Annotated in this window: 15 protein-coding genes; 11 read left to right on the top strand and 4 right to left on the bottom strand. The window is 71.1% G+C overall.

Annotated elements, in window-relative coordinates:
• Window positions 1–24: 24 nt before the first annotated feature.
• Entirely contained in the window at window positions 25–384 is a 360-nt protein-coding gene (locus ABZU25_RS31360) for a YraN family protein (protein WP_355032957.1), read from the bottom strand.
• A gap of 376 nt (window positions 385–760) precedes the next feature.
• Here ABZU25_RS31360 and ABZU25_RS31355 point away from each other — a divergent pair, with 376 nt between their 5' ends.
• From ABZU25_RS31355 to ABZU25_RS31320, 8 genes are all read left to right on the top strand, one after another.
• Complete coding sequence (locus ABZU25_RS31355) at window positions 761–1,921, top strand: hypothetical protein (RefSeq protein WP_355032956.1); 1,161 nt, start codon at window positions 761–763, stop codon at window positions 1,919–1,921.
• Window positions 1,922–2,271: 350 nt separating this feature from the next.
• Window positions 2,272–3,222: a 30S ribosomal protein S2 gene (rpsB, locus tag ABZU25_RS31350; RefSeq protein ID WP_355032955.1), complete on the top strand. Its 951-nt coding sequence runs from the start codon at window positions 2,272–2,274 to the stop codon at window positions 3,220–3,222.
• 134 nt (window positions 3,223–3,356) lie between these two features.
• Window positions 3,357–4,184: a translation elongation factor Ts gene (gene tsf / locus ABZU25_RS31345; protein WP_355032954.1), complete on the top strand. Its 828-nt coding sequence runs from the start codon at window positions 3,357–3,359 to the stop codon at window positions 4,182–4,184.
• A 161-nt stretch (window positions 4,185–4,345) separates the two neighbouring features.
• On the top strand, window positions 4,346–5,113 hold the full coding sequence (gene pyrH, locus ABZU25_RS31340) for a UMP kinase (protein ID WP_238433181.1): 768 nt from the start codon (window positions 4,346–4,348) through the stop codon (window positions 5,111–5,113).
• An 83-nt stretch (window positions 5,114–5,196) separates the two neighbouring features.
• Window positions 5,197–5,754: a ribosome recycling factor gene (frr, locus tag ABZU25_RS31335; protein ID WP_204943784.1), complete on the top strand. Its 558-nt coding sequence runs from the start codon at window positions 5,197–5,199 to the stop codon at window positions 5,752–5,754.
• Between the two features lie 359 nt (window positions 5,755–6,113).
• Window positions 6,114–7,538 carry a phosphatidate cytidylyltransferase gene (locus ABZU25_RS31330; RefSeq protein ID WP_355032953.1) on the top strand — a complete coding sequence of 475 codons (1,425 nt, stop codon included), beginning with the start codon at window positions 6,114–6,116 and terminating at the stop codon, window positions 7,536–7,538.
• Between the two features lie 104 nt (window positions 7,539–7,642).
• Window positions 7,643–8,800: a 23S rRNA (adenine(2503)-C(2))-methyltransferase RlmN gene (rlmN, locus tag ABZU25_RS31325; RefSeq protein WP_355032952.1), complete on the top strand. Its 1,158-nt coding sequence runs from the start codon at window positions 7,643–7,645 to the stop codon at window positions 8,798–8,800.
• 31 nt (window positions 8,801–8,831) lie between these two features.
• Window positions 8,832–10,100 carry a DivIVA domain-containing protein gene (locus ABZU25_RS31320; protein ID WP_355032951.1) on the top strand — a complete coding sequence of 423 codons (1,269 nt, stop codon included), beginning with the start codon at window positions 8,832–8,834 and terminating at the stop codon, window positions 10,098–10,100.
• 76 nt (window positions 10,101–10,176) lie between these two features.
• On the opposite strand, the gene ABZU25_RS31315 is transcribed toward ABZU25_RS31320, so the two are convergent.
• Window positions 10,177–10,398, bottom strand: coding sequence for a DUF2631 domain-containing protein (locus tag ABZU25_RS31315; RefSeq protein WP_355032950.1), 222 nt, complete (start codon window positions 10,396–10,398; stop codon window positions 10,177–10,179).
• 214 nt (window positions 10,399–10,612) lie between these two features.
• On the opposite strand from ABZU25_RS31315, the gene ABZU25_RS31310 reads away from it, so the two are divergent.
• Both ABZU25_RS31310 and ABZU25_RS31305 read left to right on the top strand, forming a co-directional pair.
• Window positions 10,613–12,193, top strand: a complete 1,581-nt coding sequence (locus tag ABZU25_RS31310; RefSeq protein ID WP_355032949.1) for a Rieske 2Fe-2S domain-containing protein — start codon at window positions 10,613–10,615, stop codon at window positions 12,191–12,193.
• 132 nt (window positions 12,194–12,325) lie between these two features.
• Window positions 12,326–13,024 (top strand): TMEM175 family protein, encoded by a 699-nt coding sequence (locus ABZU25_RS31305; RefSeq protein WP_355032948.1) that lies wholly within the window; start codon window positions 12,326–12,328, stop codon window positions 13,022–13,024.
• On the opposite strand, the gene ABZU25_RS31300 is transcribed toward ABZU25_RS31305, so the two are convergent.
• Both ABZU25_RS31300 and ABZU25_RS31295 read right to left on the bottom strand, forming a co-directional pair.
• Window positions 13,013–14,608 carry an NAD(P)/FAD-dependent oxidoreductase gene (locus tag ABZU25_RS31300; RefSeq protein WP_355032947.1) on the bottom strand — a complete coding sequence of 532 codons (1,596 nt, stop codon included), beginning with the start codon at window positions 14,606–14,608 and terminating at the stop codon, window positions 13,013–13,015. The two genes, ABZU25_RS31305 and ABZU25_RS31300, sit on opposite strands and share 12 nt — an antisense overlap.
• Window positions 14,609–14,724: 116 nt before the next feature.
• Entirely contained in the window at window positions 14,725–15,576 is an 852-nt protein-coding gene (locus ABZU25_RS31295; protein ID WP_355032946.1) for a YhjD/YihY/BrkB family envelope integrity protein, read from the bottom strand.
• A 51-nt stretch (window positions 15,577–15,627) separates the two neighbouring features.
• Between ABZU25_RS31295 and ABZU25_RS31290 the strand changes: the two genes are divergently transcribed.
• Window positions 15,628–16,179 (top strand): GNAT family N-acetyltransferase, encoded by a 552-nt coding sequence (locus ABZU25_RS31290; protein ID WP_355032945.1) that lies wholly within the window; start codon window positions 15,628–15,630, stop codon window positions 16,177–16,179.
• Window positions 16,180–16,469: the final 290 nt, after the last annotated feature.

The raw sequence follows: 16,469 nt of genomic DNA, 5'->3' as shown, positions 1-16,469 counted from the left end.
ACCGACCCCTTCGGGTCGCGCATGTCAGAACGCGCCCTTGAGGTGGTCCACCCGCGCCGGACCGGCGTCGGGCAGCCGCACCGACAGCACGTCGAAACGCACCTCGTCGGCGGTCGTGCCGGTCTCGGTCAGCCAGCGCGCGGCGAGCCCCCGCAGCCGACGGGCCTTGGCCGGCACGACCGCCTCGGCCGGGGTGCCGAAGTCGTCGCCCCGGCGGGTCTTCACCTCGCAGAAGGCGAGCACCGGCCCGTCCCAGGCGATGATGTCGATCTCCCCGGCCGGGCAGCGCCAGTTTCGGGCGATGGGGCGCAGACCCGCCTCGGTCAGGTGCCGGGCGGCGCACCGCTCGCCGTACGCGCCGACCGCCTGGTTCCGCTTCGTCATGGCCGGCACGTTGCCCGCCGGAGGGCGAGTGTCGCGACCTCGGCGATGGCTCAGCTGTGGACAACCAGTGACCTGTGGAAAACCGGACGATCAAGCCGCACTGTGCTACGAGGCCACGGCCGGGTCTGGCGTGACTCCCCGTCCGCACGGAGGTGAGTTCCGGTTGGTGGCCTCACCATGATCAGGTGATGGAAAGTAGGTTCCAGGACAGCTGCCGACCTACTTTCCATCACCTGATCAACGCTGATGGCGGACGCAGGGTGATCAGGGCGCGATGTCGCCAGCTTCCGTCTGATCGCGCTACCCGCCGTGCGGTCGGCAGCGGTGGGTTGGGCCGAAATGGCGCGGGCGTGGCCGGTCGCATACGGTGCCTGACGTGGACGGACGACGGAGCTTTCCGGAAGATCAGGAGTCACGCTGGTACCCCGACGAGCGGGGTCCCGGTTACGGCGAGTCGGAGTGGCGCGGCGCGGACGAACCGCGGTACCGGGACGACGAGATCCCCGAGCAGCGTGGCCCCAACGAGAGCCGCTCCGTCGAGGACACCGGCGTCGGCCGACGCCGAGAGCCGGACTCCGGTCGCTTCGGCGCGGTGGACGCGGGGCGTTTCGGCGGTGCGGCGGAGTCGGACTCGGGTCGGCTGAGCGCGGTGGACACCGGTCGTTTCGGCAGTGCGCCGGAGCCGGACTCCGGGCGCTTCGGCGCTGTCGATGCCCAGTCGGGTCGGTTCGGCGCGAGCGAGTCCGAGTCGGGACGGTTCGGCGCGGTCGACCCGTTGGGGGACGGACGGCCGGAGATTGACGGATACCGGGCCACCCGGTCACGGCGGGCCGACCGGGATCCCTCGGAGATCTCCGGGGAGTTGCCCGGTCGTCGGGCGGCCCAGGAGTCGGCCGGGGTGGGACCACCGCTCACCGTCCGGGACCCTTCGGAGATTTCTGGGGAGTTGCCCGGTCGTCGGGCCGCCCGGGCGCCGGCCGGGACGGATGCGCCGCTGACCGTCGGCCGCGAGGAGGCCAGCCGTTCGTCGACACCGGGAGGTGACACGCCGACCGGCGTGCTCGCCGACCAGGCCCGTCCCGCTCCGTTCGGCGGGTATCCGATCATCGAGCCCACTCGTGGCGGTGGCGACACGCCGAACCCCCTGGAGATGCCGACCGGCGCGATGCCGGGGATCGGCCCCCGCCCTGACCTGCCCACCGCGGAGCCGCCGACGTACCCCCCGGTGGCCGACGGCGTCTACCGGACCCGCCGGCCGGTGCTGGCCGTACTCTTCGCTCTGCTGGTGTTGATCTTCGAGGTCCCCGCATTGCGGGTGCTGCTGGCCGGCGTGACCGGCGATCCGGTGGACGCCGGGAACGTGGTGGTGGGTATCGCCCTGGTTGCCGGGCTGCCGATCTTCGCGACCGGGCTCTACGGGCTCCGAACCGGCGGCCTGGCGCTCGCCGACGGTGGTCGGGGCTGGTTGCGCCCGCCCACGGCCTACCTGACCGTCGGTCTGGTGCTCTTCCTCGCCGCCGCACTCGCGGCCGGCTGAGCCGCGCGCGGCACCCGGGCACACCCGCGCACGCCGGGGCCGGTGGACCCGCGCGCGGCACCCGGGCACACTCGGGCACACCCGCGCACGCCGGGGCCGGCTGACCCGCGCGCGGCACTCGGGCACACCCGCGCACCCCGGGGCCGGTGGACGGGTGAGGGGCGTACACTGGCCAACTGGCGACCGCCTCGTGCGGTCGACCTCGCGCGCCCTCTTCACGAATCGTCGTGGAGCGACGGCCTCCCTGGTCCCGATCTTGGTCGGGTCCACCATGGGTCGGCGACCAGGCGCCAGGACGCCCGGCCACCGGCCGGGCGTGACAACCAGGGACCTTGAGGAGTACCCCAACCATGGCCGTCGTGACCATGCGTCAGCTGCTGGAGAGCGGTGTCCACTTCGGGCACCAGACCCGGCGCTGGAACCCGAAGATGAAGCGCTTCATCATGACCGAGCGCAACGGCATCTACATCATCGACCTGCGCCAGACCCTCGAGTACATCGAGAAGGCGTACGAGTTCGTGCGTGGGACCGTCGCCGAGGGTGGCAGCATCCTGTTCGTCGGCACCAAGAAGCAGGCCCAGGAGGCGATCTCCGAGCACGCGACCCGGGTCGGCCAGCCGTACGTCAACCACCGCTGGCTCGGTGGCATGCTGACCAACTTCCAGACGGTGTACAAGCGGCTCCAGCGGATGAAGGAGCTGGAGGGCCTGGGTGACCTCAGCGGCACCGCCGCCGGTTACACCAAGAAGGAGACCCTGCAGCTCTCCCGCGAGAAGATCAAGCTGACCCGCACCCTCGGTGGTCTGCGGGACATGCAGAAGCTTCCCGCCGCGGTCTGGATCGTCGACACCAAGAAGGAGCACATCGCCGTCGACGAGGCCCGCAAGCTGGGCATCCCGGTGATCGCGGTGCTGGACACCAACTGTGACCCGGACGAGGTCGACTTCCCGATCCCGGGTAACGACGACGCGATCCGCTCGGCCGAGCTGCTGACCAAGGTCGTCGCCGCCGCCGTCGCGGATGGTCTGATCGCGCGTTCCGGCCGTCGCCGGGGCAACGACGAGAAGCCCGAGGGTGTCGCGACCGACGAGCCGCTGACCGAGTGGGAGCGCGAGCTGCTGGAGCCGAAGAAGGCCGACGAGTCGGCCGCCCCGGCCGAGCAGCCCGCCGCCGTAGCGACCGAGCAGCCCGCCGCTGTCGCCGCCGAGCAGCCCGCCGCCGCCCCGGCCGAGCAGCCCGCCAGCCCGGAGCAGCCGGCGCAGGCCGCCACCGAGCAGCCGGCGGCCGCCACCGCGGAGTGACCGCACCGTCGCTGCCCCGCCGTCCGTTTTCGCAGACGGCGGGCAGCGGCGGTACACCGGGCACGATCCGCCCGGATCCGGGTAACCGGCACCTCTGACCATCCACACGCCGTCTCAACACCGAAGAGAGAGCCATGTCCCAAATCACCGCCGCGGACGTCAAGAAGCTCCGCGACCTCACCGGCGCCGGCATGATGGACAGCAAGAAGGCGCTGACCGAGGCCGAGGGCGACTTCGACAAGGCCGTCGAGATCCTGCGCGTCAAGGGCGCCAAGGACGTCGGCAAGCGGGCCGGCCGTACGGCCGCCAACGGCCTGGTTGCCCACTCCGGCAAGGCGCTGCTCGAGGTCAACTGCGAGACCGACTTCGTCGCCAAGACCGAGTCGTTCATCGCGCTGGCCCAGCAGCTGGTCGAGCACGGCGAGCGCGCCGGCGTGAACAGCGCCGAGGAACTGCTCGCCACCGAGCTTGACGGCAAGGTCGTCGCGGACCTGATCCAGGAGCAGTCCGCCAAGATCGGCGAGAAGCTGGTGCTCAACCGGTTCGCCCGGGTCGAGGGCACCACCGCCGTCTACCTGCACCGCAAGGCCCAGGACCTGCCGCCGGCCGTCGGTGTGCTGGTGTCGTACACCGGCAAGAGCGACGAGGCCGGCGACGCCGACGCCCGTGGTGTGGCAATGCAGATCGCCGCGATGCGGCCGAAGTACCTCACCCGGGACGAGGTTCCGGCCGAGGTCGTCGAGTCCGAGCGGCGCATCGCCGAGCAGACCGCCCGCGAGGAGAACAAGCCCGCTGCGGCCCTGCCGAAGATCATCGAGGGTCGGGTGAACTCCTTCTTCAAGGACTACGTCCTGATCGAGCAGGCGTCCGTCGCCGACAACAAGAAGTCGGTGAAGCAGCTGCTGGCCGAGGCCGGCATCGAGGTCACCCGCTTCGTGCGGTTCGAGGTCGGCCAGGCCTGAGCCGTCACCGGGCGCCACGTGCGCCCGTGGGCAGAAGACGTCAACGAGGAGGCCGCCGGTGTACGTGACAGGCACCGCGGCCTCCTCGTCACATAGGGTCGGCAGCGGCAGGTTCGCGGTACGCGCCGCACGGGGCGTGCGCGTGGGGAAGGGCGGGGCGGATGACGCAGGTTGTGAGTGACCGGACGCTGGCGATGGACGATCCGACGGCACCGCCGCCGGGGCGCGCCCGCCGGGTGGTGCTGAAGCTCTCCGGTGAGGTGTTCGGTGGCGGCGCGATCGGCGTCGACCCGGACGTCGTCCAGGCCATCGCCCGGCAGATCGCCACAGTGGTCCGTCGCGGCGTGCAGGTCTCCGTGGTGGTCGGCGGCGGCAACTTCTTCCGCGGCGCGGAGTTGCAGAAGCGCGGGATGGACCGGGCCCGCGCCGACTACATGGGCATGCTCGGCACGGTGATGAACTGCCTCGCGTTGCAGGACTTCCTGGAGAAGGAAGGCATCGAGACCCGGGTGCAGAGCGCCATCACGATGGCCCAGGTCGCTGAGCCGTACATCCCGCTGCGGGCGATCCGGCACCTGGAGAAGGGCCGCGTGGTCATCTTCGGCGCGGGCGCGGGGATGCCGTACTTCTCCACCGACACGGTGGCCGCCCAGCGGGCTCTGGAGATCCGGGCCGACGTGGTGCTGATGAGCAAGAACGGCGTGGACGGCGTCTACACCGCCGACCCGCGGATCGATCCCACCGCCAGCAAGCTCGACTCGATCACCTTCTCCGAGGCGCTGCGCCGCAACCTGCGGGTGGCCGACGCGGCGGCGTTCAGCCTCTGTATGGAGAACGGCCTGCCGATGCTGGTCTTCGGCGCGCAGGGTGACGACACGATCATTCGCGCGGTGGGTGGCGACAAGATCGGCACCCTGATCACCGCCTGAGCCCCGCCGACGGCGACGGCAGCGGCGGCCCTGACGACTTTCAGCAGAGCCCACCACGAGCACAGAAGGAGGCGAGGAGACCGGTGATCGACGACACCCTCCTCGAGGCCGAGGAAAAGATGGAGCGTGCGGTTGAGCACGCCAAGGAGGAGTTCGGCGCCATCCGTACCGGTCGCGCCAACGCCGCCATGTTCTCCAAGGTCATCATCGACTACTACGGCACGCCCACGCCGCTGACCCAGATGGCGTCCATCGCGGTTCCCGAGCCGCGGATGGCCATCATCAAGCCGTACGACAACTCGCAGATCAATGCGATGGAGAAGGCGATCCGCGACTCGGACCTCGGGGTGAACCCGAACAACGAGGGCAACCAGTTGCGCATCCTGCTCCCGCAGATGACCGAGGAGCGCCGCCGAGACATGATCAAGGTGGCCCGGCACAAGGGCGAGGAGGCCAAGGTGGCGATCCGCAACGTCCGCCGCCGTGGCAAGGAGGAGCTGGACCGGATCGTCAAGGACGGTGAGGCCGGCGAGGACGACGGTCGCCGCGCCGAGAAGGAACTCGACGACCTGACCCAGCGCTACGTCGCCAACATCGACGACCTGGTGAAGCACAAGGAAACCGAGCTGCTCGAGGTGTGACAGTCCGCCCGCCGCTCGGGTGCGATGCGCCGAGGCCCGACCCCCACCGGGGGTCGGGCCTCGTGTCGTCGGTCAGCAGGGGTTCTCGCCGGCGCCGTGATGGCTGCGGATCTGCGTACCGGATGGGTGTGTCTGGCTTCGCGATGGCCTGCTGGCCAGGGGCGACGCCCGTCGCCGTGCCTCGTCCGCCGTGCCGGTCCGGCGGGTGCAGTAGGCTCGGCAGGATTCCCGGCCACCGGGCGGTGAACACCGGGGATCGACCGACCGTCGGGGCGGTCAATCGGAGGAACATCGCGCGTGTAGGGGATGCTTGTGGTCTTGCGTCATGTGGTGGTTCTCGCGCCTCGTCGCGGTGCGTGATGTCCCACCCCGACCCCTACGGCAGCGAGCCTCGCGGCTGGGACCGCCCGGAGCGTCCAGCGGCCCTGCCCTGGCCCGAGCAGGACCTGGACGCCGGCCAGTGGAGCCGCCGTCCCACCGCCGGCCCTGAGCTGTACGCCGACCCGCGCACCCGGCCGCACGCCGACCCGCAGCCGACGGACCCGTACGACGAGCGTGGCCGCGCGGTCCGCCCGGAGGACCGCTTCGACGACCGCGACCGGCACGACCGTTTCGACGACCGCGACCGGTACGAGGACGACCGGAACCAGCCCGACCGGTACGACGAGCGGGGCCGCGCCGGCCGGTACGGCGATCGCGCGCCGGTCGGCCCGGACGGCGCGCCGACCCGCCACGGTGACCCGGAGCGGCACGACGAGCCCGGCCGGTACGACGGCCCGCCACCGTTCGACGGGCCAGTCCGCTTTCACGACGACGCCGATTACCCGACGGCGCAGCTCGCGCCCATCGGGGCCGAGCTGGCACCGGACCTGGAGCCGACGACCGAGCCGGAGCCGTCGGGTGGCCGACGGACGAAGGGTCGACGCCGGGCGAGCGCCGACCGGCCGGCCACCCAGCAGGTGGGCAACGGGCGGGCCGGCCGCAACCTGCCGGCGGCGATCGGCGTGGGGCTCGGCCTCGGTGCGCTGATCGTGGTGCCGCTGATCTTCTACCCGTTGGCGTTCCTGCCGGTGATCGCCGCCGCCGTCGCCGTCGGCAGCTGGGAGATGGCGCGGGCCGTCCGCCGCAGCGGCGCGCACCCGCCGTTGGTGCCGTTGATCGCCGGTGGAGTGTTGACAGTGGGTCTGGCCTGGTTCGCCGGCCCGGACGCGCTCAGTCTGGGGCTGCTGGTCACAGTGCTCGGCACCATGATCTGGCGGTTGGGTGACGGTCCGGCCGGCTTCCAGCGGGATGTCACAGCGGCCACCCTGATCGCCGTCTACGTGCCGTTCCTCGCCGGTTTCGCGGCGCTGCTCGCGGCGGCCCCCGTCGACGGTTGGATGCGGATCCTGGCCACCCTGATCGCTGTGGTCCTCTCCGACACCGGCGGGTACGCGGCCGGCGTCTCGTTCGGTCGTCATCCGATGGCGCCGGCGATCAGCCCGAAGAAGTCCTGGGAGGGTTTCGCCGGTTCGGTCACCGCCGCGGCCCTGGGTAGCGCGTTGCTGCTGTGGTTGATGTTCGAGCTGGAGCCCTGGTGGGGTGCCCTGTTCGGGGTGGCCGTCTCCGGCGCGGCGGTCCTCGGCGACCTGGCCGAGTCGATGATCAAGCGGGATCTCGGTGTCAAGGACATGAGCAACCTGCTGCCCGGCCACGGCGGCCTGATGGACCGACTGGACTCGATCCTGTTCGCGGTGCCGACCGCCTACCTGCTGCTGGCGATCTTCGTGCCGATGGTGAACTGAGGTATGAATCACGGCGTCCTGGTCTTCCGGCTCCGGCGGTCGCGGCCCGTTCGACACCTCCGGACCGGCGGCTGCCGCCGAGGGCGTGACACACTGGACCAGCCATGACGAGCCTGCCGTTGATCCCCGTCCTCTCGGATGCCCCCGCCGCGCGCCGGGCCTCCATGCCGCCACGACACCTCGCCGATCTGGACCTGGCCGGCCGCCAGGCGCTGGTGACCGAGTTGGGTGAGCCGGCGTTCCGCGCCAAGCAGGTGTCGAACCACTATTTCGGGCGGCTGGTCCGCGACCCGCAGGCCATGACCGACCTGCCCGCGGCGACCCGGCAACGGCTGTCCGAGCAGTTGCTGCCCACGCTGCTCAATCCGGTGCGCGAGCTGGCCTGCGACGACGGCGCGACCCGCAAGGCGCTCTGGAAGCTGCACGACGGCGCGCTGGTGGAGAGCGTGCTGATGGGCTATCCGGACCGGGTGACGGTCTGCATCTCCAGCCAGGCGGGCTGTGGCATGGCGTGCCCGTTCTGCGCGACCGGCCAGGCAGGGCTGACCCGCAATCTGTCCACCGCCGAGATCGTCGACCAGGCGGTGTATCTGGCCGGCGTGGCGGCCTCCGGCGCCGTGGCCGGCTCCCCGCCGCGGTTGTCACACGTCGTGTTCATGGGCATGGGCGAGCCGCTGGCCAACTACAACCGGGTCGTCGCGGCCATCCGCCGCCTGGTCAGCCCAGCTCCGGAGGGGCTCGGCCTGTCCCAGCGGCACATCACCGTTTCCACGGTCGGCCTGGTTCCGGCCATCCGCCGACTGGCCAGCGAAGACCTCTCAGTGACCCTTGCGCTGTCGTTGCACGCCCCCGATGATGATCTGCGCGACGAACTCGTGCCGGTAAACCAGCGCTGGAAGGTAGCTGAGGTGCTGGACGCAGCGTGGGACTACGCCGCCCGGACGGGCCGTCGCGTGTCGATCGAGTACGCGATGATCAAGGACGTGAACGACCAGCCGTGGCGAGCCGACCTGCTCGGGCGGCTGCTGGCCGGCAAATTGGCCCACGTGAACCTCATCCCACTCAATCCGACGCCGGGCAGCCGCTGGGACGCGAGCCCGAAGCCGGTTGAGCGGGAGTTCGTCCGTCGGTTGCGCGACGCCGGGGTGTCCACCACCGTACGGGACACCCGAGGTCGCGAGATCGACGGCGCGTGTGGTCAACTCGCCGCCGCCGAGGACAACGACACCTTCACCGACCGCGCCGGAGAGGCACCGGCGTGACCGGGCGTGGCGAACGAGACCAGGAGACATAGTGGCGAGTCAGGGTCAGCGTTTCCGGCGCAAGGCGCTCCGCCGGGGATACAAGGTCGACGAGGTGGATGCCTTCCTCGACCGGGTCGAGGCGACGCTCGACGGCCGGCAGGTCGGCGCGCCGGTGGCCTCCCAGGAGGTCCACGACGTCGTCTTCCGGGTCCGCTTCAACGGCTACGACGAGTGGCAGGTCGACCTGCACCTGGACCGGGTCGAGCGGCAGTTGGCCGAGCTCGAGGAGCGCACCGCCGCCGGTCGCGGTGGCGACCCCCGAATGGGTGACCGGATGGGTCCACCGGATCGCATGGGGCCACCGATGCGCGATGACCGGGGCATGATCCCGCAGCCAATGCCGCCCCGGCCGATGCCCGCGCAGGCCGGTCCGCCCGCCGACCGCTACGGCCGCTACGACGAGCCGACCGGTGCCTTCACCGGCGGGTACGACGCCCCCCGGGGTGGCTACGACGCGCCGCGAGGCCCGGCCGGCCCCGGCCCGATGGGCCCCGGCGGCCCGATGGGCCCCGGCCCGATGGCGGGCCACGGTGTTCCGCCGCGCAGCCTGCCCGCCGGCCCCAGCGGTTACGGCCCGGACGACCAACGTGCGCCCGGCGGTTACGGCCCGGACGACCAACGTGCGCCCGGCGGTTACGGTCCGGACGACCAGCGTGCGCCCGGCGGGTACGGCCCGGACGACCAGCGCTCTCCCGGCGGGTACGGCCAGGACGATCACCGCTCTCCCGGCGGGTACGGCCCGGACGACCAGCGTGCGCCCGGCGGCTATCCCCCGGAGGAGCCGCGCTTCGACGGCTTCGAGGCCGGGCGGCACGGCCGCACCGACATGACCGCCGAGATCCGGATGCCGGAGCGGGACCTGCGCGACATGCGCCGGGGCCCCGCCGGTCCGCCCCCGCTGCCGCAGCCGGGTATCGGTGGGCCGCCGATGGCCGGTCCGCCCGCCGTTGCCGGTCCGCCGATGGGTGGTCCGCCGATGGGTGGCCCCCCGATGGCTGGCCCGCCCGGCAGCGATCTCTACCGGGTCGACCAGATCCGCCGGAGCTTCCAGGTTCGCCGGTTCGGCAGCGGGTACGACCCCGACCAGGTGGACCGGTTCTTCGACACCCTGCTCGGCGGCATGCAGCGCCGCAACCCGATGCCGGTCGACCCGAAGGACCTGGACACGCTCCGGTTCGGCCTGGTGCCCGGTGGCTACTTCGAGGCTGAGGTCGACGCCGCGCTCAAGGACGTGCAGGACATCCTCTTCGGGCGCTGACCCCGACACGTACGGACGAGGGCCCGTCCCCCGGGTGGGGGCGGGCCCTCGGCGTTGTCGTCCGGTGCGGGTCGGGTCAGGAGCGCAGACCGTTGCGCCGCAGCACGACGTCGCCGATCACGATGATCAGCAGCAGCGCGGCCAGGCCGACCAGCCAGATGTCCTCGACCTTGCCCTCGTGGTTGCCGCAGATCATCGCCAGCAGCGCCAGTGCGGAGAGCACCGCACCGATCTGCCCGGCCTTGCGGTGCCCGGGCTTGCGCTGATCTGGCGACGTTACCGGCTCGCTTCCTGCCACTGTCGGTCCTTCCCTCGCGATCGGATCTTTGGTTAGTCTGGCACGCCTCGTGCCGGCCCCGGCGCAGGGTCCGACTTGAAGAGGGGGACGGCAGGCCGTCCGAGCCCATTCCCAGCTGGGTCGAACGGCACTACCGGCGTCGCGGGGCGGCGGTCAGACTGGCTCCGGTAGCGTTTGGCGTACACCTGATTGTCTGTTTGAGGGGGACTGTGCGGTGCGAGTGACCGGAACCGGGCACGCCAGCATGCGGATCGACACGGCTGCGGGCAGCATCCTGTGCGACCCGTGGGTCAACCCGGCCTACTTCGCGTCGTGGTTCCCATTCCCGGACAATTCCCTGCTCGACTGGGACAGCCTGGGCCAGGTCGACTATCTGTACGTCTCCCACCTGCACCGGGACCACTTCGACGCGAAGCACCTGCGCGATTTCGTCTCGAAGGACGCCACCGTCCTGCTCCCCGAGTTCCCCACCTCGGAGATGGAGGACGAGTTCCGGGCGCTGGGCTTCACGAAGTTCCTGAAGACCCCCAACGAGCAGGTGGTGGAGCTGCCCGGCGGTCTGAAGATCATGATTCAGGCGTTGACCAGCCCGACCGACGGGCCGATCGGCGACTCCTCGCTCTGGGTCGAGTACGACGGGGTGCGGCTGCTCAACCAGAACGACGCCCGCCCGACGGACCTGACCGTCTTCGCCGAGTTGGGGCATGTGCACGCGCACCTGCTCCAGTTCTCCGGGGCGATCTGGTACCCGATGGTCTACGAGTTGCCGCAGGCGGCGAAGACCGCGTTCGGCAAGCAGAAGCGCGACCGGCAGTTCGACCGGACCTGGCGTTACATCGACGACCTGAAGGCCGATCACGTCTTCCCGATCGCCGGCCCGCCGTGTTTCCTGGACGACGCGCTGTGGCAGTTCAACGACATCCACGGCGACGAGGGCAACATCTTCCCCGACCAGTCCGTGTTCCTGTCGGAGTACGCCAAGGTCAGCGGCACCAACGGCATCGTGCTGCTGCCGGGCAGCGTCGCCGAGGTCACCACCGAGGGCGCGAGCACCACCCACCCGGTGCCGGTCGAGGAGTTCTTCGCGAACAAGGTCGCCCACCTGGAGGAGATGCGGGAGCGCAAGCGCCCGATCATCGAGGCGGAGAAGGCGTCCTGGCGGCACCCCGAGGTGGACGTGCTGGGCGGAATGAAGCGTCGGATCGAGCCGCTGCTCGACGAGTCGATCTACCTGGCCAAGGGTGTGGGCGGTCCGGTTCGCTTCGACCTGGTCGGCTACGACGGCGAGAGCGTCGAGTCGATCGTGGTGGACTTCCCGGGCAAAGAGGTGCGGCCGTACGCCGACGAGAAGGTCCGCTACCGGTTCCGTACCGAGCGGTCGCTGATCGAGCACCTGCTCTTCATCGACGAGGTCGACTGGGTCAACTCGCTCTTCCTGTCCTGCCGGTTCTCGGCGGCCCGGATCGGCCAGTACAACGAGTTCGTCTACGCGTTCTTCAAGTGCCTCTCCGAGGAGCGACTCCAGTACGCCGAGGGCTGGTACGACGAGCACGAGCGCAGCACCGACGCCGAGGACATCACCCTGGGCGACTGGGTGGTGCAGCGGCGCTGCCCGCACCTGAAGGCGGACCTGACCCGGTTCGGCATCGTCGAGGGTGACCAGCTCACCTGCCAGTTGCACGGCTGGCGCTTCGACCTGCCCTCCGGCCGGTGCCTGACCAGCGTCGGTCACAAGGTCCGCGCCCACCGGGTGGACGCGGAGACCCCGGCCCCCGCCGGCGAGGCCGTGATCTGACCCGGGTGGCCGGGGCGCGCGACGTCGTGCCCGGCCGCACCGGTTCCGCGTTCACGCCGCCCCCGCGTACGCCACGATGCAGTGGTGTGGTGAGAGCCGCAGACCGGCAGCAACCGGGCATGGGGGCGGGTAGTGGCGGGGGCGGACGCGCGGGAGAGCGAGTACCGGTACGGGCGCGGCCGGGAGAAGGCCCGGGACGCTGCCCGGGTGGAGACGTTCAGCGACGGGGTCTTCGGGGTCGTGCTGACGGTGATGGCCGTCGAGCTGCTGCAGAGCGGCCCGGCGCGGGAGAGCGGGCGAGAGCTTCCGAACGCCCTGGCCCACGCCTGGCCGTCCTACCTGGCGTACGTCATCACCTTCGCGATCGCCGGGCAGGTCTGGCTCACCCACCACAACCTGTGGCGGTACGTTGCCCGGGTCGACCAGATGCTGCTGGTCCTCAACCTGTTCGTGTTGCTCTTCATCGCCACCATCCCGTTCACCGCCGACCTGCTGTCGGACAACCTGCGCGGTGGTGTGACCGAGCAGCGGCTGACCGCCGCGCTCTACGTCGGCACCGTGCTCGGTGAGTCGGTCTTCGTCAATCTGACCTGGTGGTGGGCCGATCGGCGACGGCTGCTCCATCCCGACCTGGATCCCCGGTTGGTTCGGGCGATCGCCCGGAGGGCGCTGCTCAAGCCCCTGCTCTACCTGGTCGCCTTCGCCGTCGTCTTCATCGACCCCATCCTCAGCCTCTGCGCGTACCTCCTGCTGGTCGGCTTCTACCTGATCGGCGGCCCGGGCGACCTCCGACCGTCGGCCGGCCGGACCGAGGACAGGTCAGCGGCCTAGGTCGGACAGGATTCGGCGGGCGGCGTTGTGGCCGGCCGCGCCGATCACGCTGCCCGCCGGGTGGCAGCCGGCGCTGCCGGCGTACACGCCGTCGATGCCTGTGGCGTAGGGCATCCGGTCGGTGAACGAGACGGTGTTGTCGACGTGGTGGATGTGCCCGCCGGTGATGCCGAAGTGTGCCTCGATGCCGGGCGGGGGGAGCGGCACCGCGTCGGCGATCAGGTCACCGGTGCCGGGGGCGTACCGTTCGACGATCCCGATGAGCCGGTCGACGTAGCCGGGCAGCGCCGCGTCCCAGGTGGTGCCGGTCAGCTCGTAGGGGACCGACTGGACGAAGAGCGCCGACGAGTGGTGCCCGGCGGGGTCGGAGAGCGACGGGTCGACTGTGGTGTGCAGGTACCACTCGATGGTCGGCTCCGCCGGTAGCCGACCGGCCCGCACGTCCGCCCACATGCCGCGCAGCGCTGTCATCGGCGACGTGTCGTCCCCGCCGACAAGCGATGCCGAGCCGGGCAGCAGGTGGATGGTCGAGCCGAACGGGCTCGGCGCGCCGGCCGGCAGGCAGGAGAACCGCGGCAGCCCGGTGAGCGCCAGGTTGAGTTTCAGGGTGGTGCCGGGCCGGCGGACCGCCGCCATCCGTTCGCCGAGCGGTGCCGGGAGCGCGCCGTCGGGCAACAGGTCCATCAGCCGGTACGGGTCACACGCGCCGAGGACCACCCGCGCGGCGACCTGCCGACCGTCGGCCAGCACCACTCCGCTGGCCGCGCCACCGTCCACTGTCACCGCGCTGACCGGCGTACCGGTCCGGATTGTCGCCCCGGCGGCACGGGCGGCGTCGGCGAACGTGCGGGAGACGGTGCCCATCCCGCCCTCGGCGATCATCCAGGTGCCGCCCGAGCCGGGCAATCTGCACATGTTGTGGACGAGGAAGTTGTGGCCGGTGCCGGGGTCGTCCGGGCCGGCGTTGAGCCCGGACAGGCCGTCGGTGACCGCGTACATGCTGACCAGCAGCTCGGAGCGGAACTCGAACCGGGCCAGGTAGTCGGCGACCGACCCCTGCACGAGGTCGACGAAGACCTGCCGCAGCGCTGGCCGGACGTGCCGCTCGGCGGTCTCCCGCACGCTGAGCGGCTCCGCCAGCCAGGCCGGGGCGAGGTCCTCGCGCAGCGCGGCCAACTCGGCCTGCATGGCGTCGTCGGCGGCCACGTCGGCGGGGGAGAAGAATTCGGCGAGCTGCGCCCGGGTGGCGGCGGTGTCACTGCCGAAGAGCAGGTACGGCGAGCCGAGGCCACCTGGCGTGGGCAGGAAGTAGTGCGGGTCGCGGCGCAGCACCGGGATCCGTACGTCGAGCGTGGCGAGCAGCTCCGGCGGCATCAGCCCGAGCAGGTACGAACCGGTGGAGTGCCGCAGCGCGGGCACCTTCGGGAACGGGTTCTCGGTGCGGGTCGCGCCGCCGAGCACGTCGGCGGCCTCCAGCACCAGGACGTCCAGCCCGGCGCGGGCCAACAGCACGGCGGAGACCAGACCGTTGTGCCCGGCGCCGACGATCACCACATCGGCGCGACCCGGAATCTCACTGCTCATGCCGCCCCACCCTAGTCCGCCCCACCAACCCCCACCCCCACTCCCCGCCCACCCCCGCCCCGGTGATCAAGAGGTTTGCGTCACCAGACGGCCCTCTGGTGACGCAAACCTCTTGATCAACCGGCCTCGGGGGTGGGGGTGGGGGTGCGGGAGGTACGCCAGCGGGAGAGGGCCAGGGTGGCGGAGTAGCCGGCCAGGACGATCACGTGGAACAGGTAGAGCCAGAGGAGCACGGCCACGCCGGCGCCGATCTCGTCGAAGCCGCCGAACGGCACGCCCAGGTTCAGCGGGAGCGAGGCGAAGAGCACGAAGCCGTGCAGGAAACCGGAGAGGTTCGCCGCGGTGAACGACCCGATCGCGAGGGTGGACAGCCAGTCCGGTGAGGCCGGCCCGACCACCCGGAAGACCCACACCAGCACGGGCGTCAGCACCAGCCAGACCGCGAGGAACGACAGCACCACGCCGAGCACACCGAACCAGCCGCCCTGGCGGACGAGACGGGTGGTGAGCGGCAGCGCCAGCAGGATCGACAGCAGCAGGGCGGGGGCCGGCGCGAGCAGCGGCAGCAGCAGTAGCCGGCCCCGCCAGCCGATCAGGTGCTCGTCGGAGCGGGGTGCGGCAACCGAGACGAACGCCCGGCGCAGACCTTCGCCGTACAGCGATGCGGGCAGGAGCGAGGCCAGTGCCAGCAGTGGGGTCAACGCCACCCCGGCCTCGACAAGCGCGTCCACCGCCCGTGGTGCGCCGATCGCGGTGGGCAGGGCGTCCACGGCGTACGAGGTGAGCCGGCGCACCCGGTCGGCCCCGGCCACCAGCGCGGTGAGCCAGATCGCGAGCAGGGCGACCGGCACCACCGCGATCGCGCCGTAGAAGGTGATCGCGGCGGCGTGCAGCGACAGGTCCCGTCCGCGCATCGGACGGAACGCGGCACTGGTGATCCGCTTCGCCCGCTGCCAACCGCTGCCCATCGTGATTCCTTTCCCGCTCCTCGGGTCCGCCACTCCTTAAGATCGCCTGTCATGACTGTTCTCACCACCGAACGTCTCATCCTGCGCGATTGGACCGACGATCCGGCCGACCTGGCCCGGATCTACGACATCTACTCCCGTCCCGAGATCGCCCGTTGGCTGGCGGTGTCGCCGGGCCTGCCGATGACCGACCCGGCCCAGGCCGTCGAGCGGCTGCGGATCTGGCGAGACCGGCATGCTGACGACGGCGGCCGGTACGGCACCTGGGCGATCGAGGTACGTGAGACCGGCCTGGTGGCGGGCACGGTGTTGCTCAAGCCGCTGCCGGGAACGCCGGAGACGCAGCTCACCGAGGACATCGAGACGGGCTGGCACCTGCACCCGGATTCGTGGGGTCACGGCTACGCCACCGAGGCGGCCCGAGCGCTGCTGGCGCGGGAGTTCGCTGCCGGCACCCCGCAGATCTACGCGGTCGTGTCGCCGGGCAACGAGCCGTCGATGGCGGTCGCTCGGCGGCTGGGCATGGCGCACGTGGGTCAGCGCACCGACTGGTACGGCGGAGAGCTGTTGGAGACGTTCGTCCTGAGCGCGGCGAGCGACTGATCCCCCACCGGGGCGAATGGTCTGGATGAGCGCACGGGATCAAGGGGCCTGGCCGTCACGCTGCGGCCCTCGCGCCTGGCCCCGGTGTTCGCCGCCCTGGCCTCGGTGTTCGCTCCTTGACCCCCCGGGCTTCGTGCCCCGGCCTTGATTCACGCTCTAGCCCTGGCCCGGCTCCTCGCGTCCATGCTCATGAGCGGTATACCTCACAGTCATAAATACAACTTGGCAGACAAGTTAACAAGTTGGAGGTTGAGCGATGGCTCTGCGTGGCGGCACGAGGTTCGCGGTGC

The organism is Micromonospora sp. NPDC005215 (assembly GCF_040607915.1).
GTDB lineage: Bacteria > Actinomycetota > Actinomycetes > Mycobacteriales > Micromonosporaceae > Micromonospora.
Note: the sequence above shows the minus strand (reverse complement) of the source record. Positions and strands in the feature narration are given on the sequence as shown.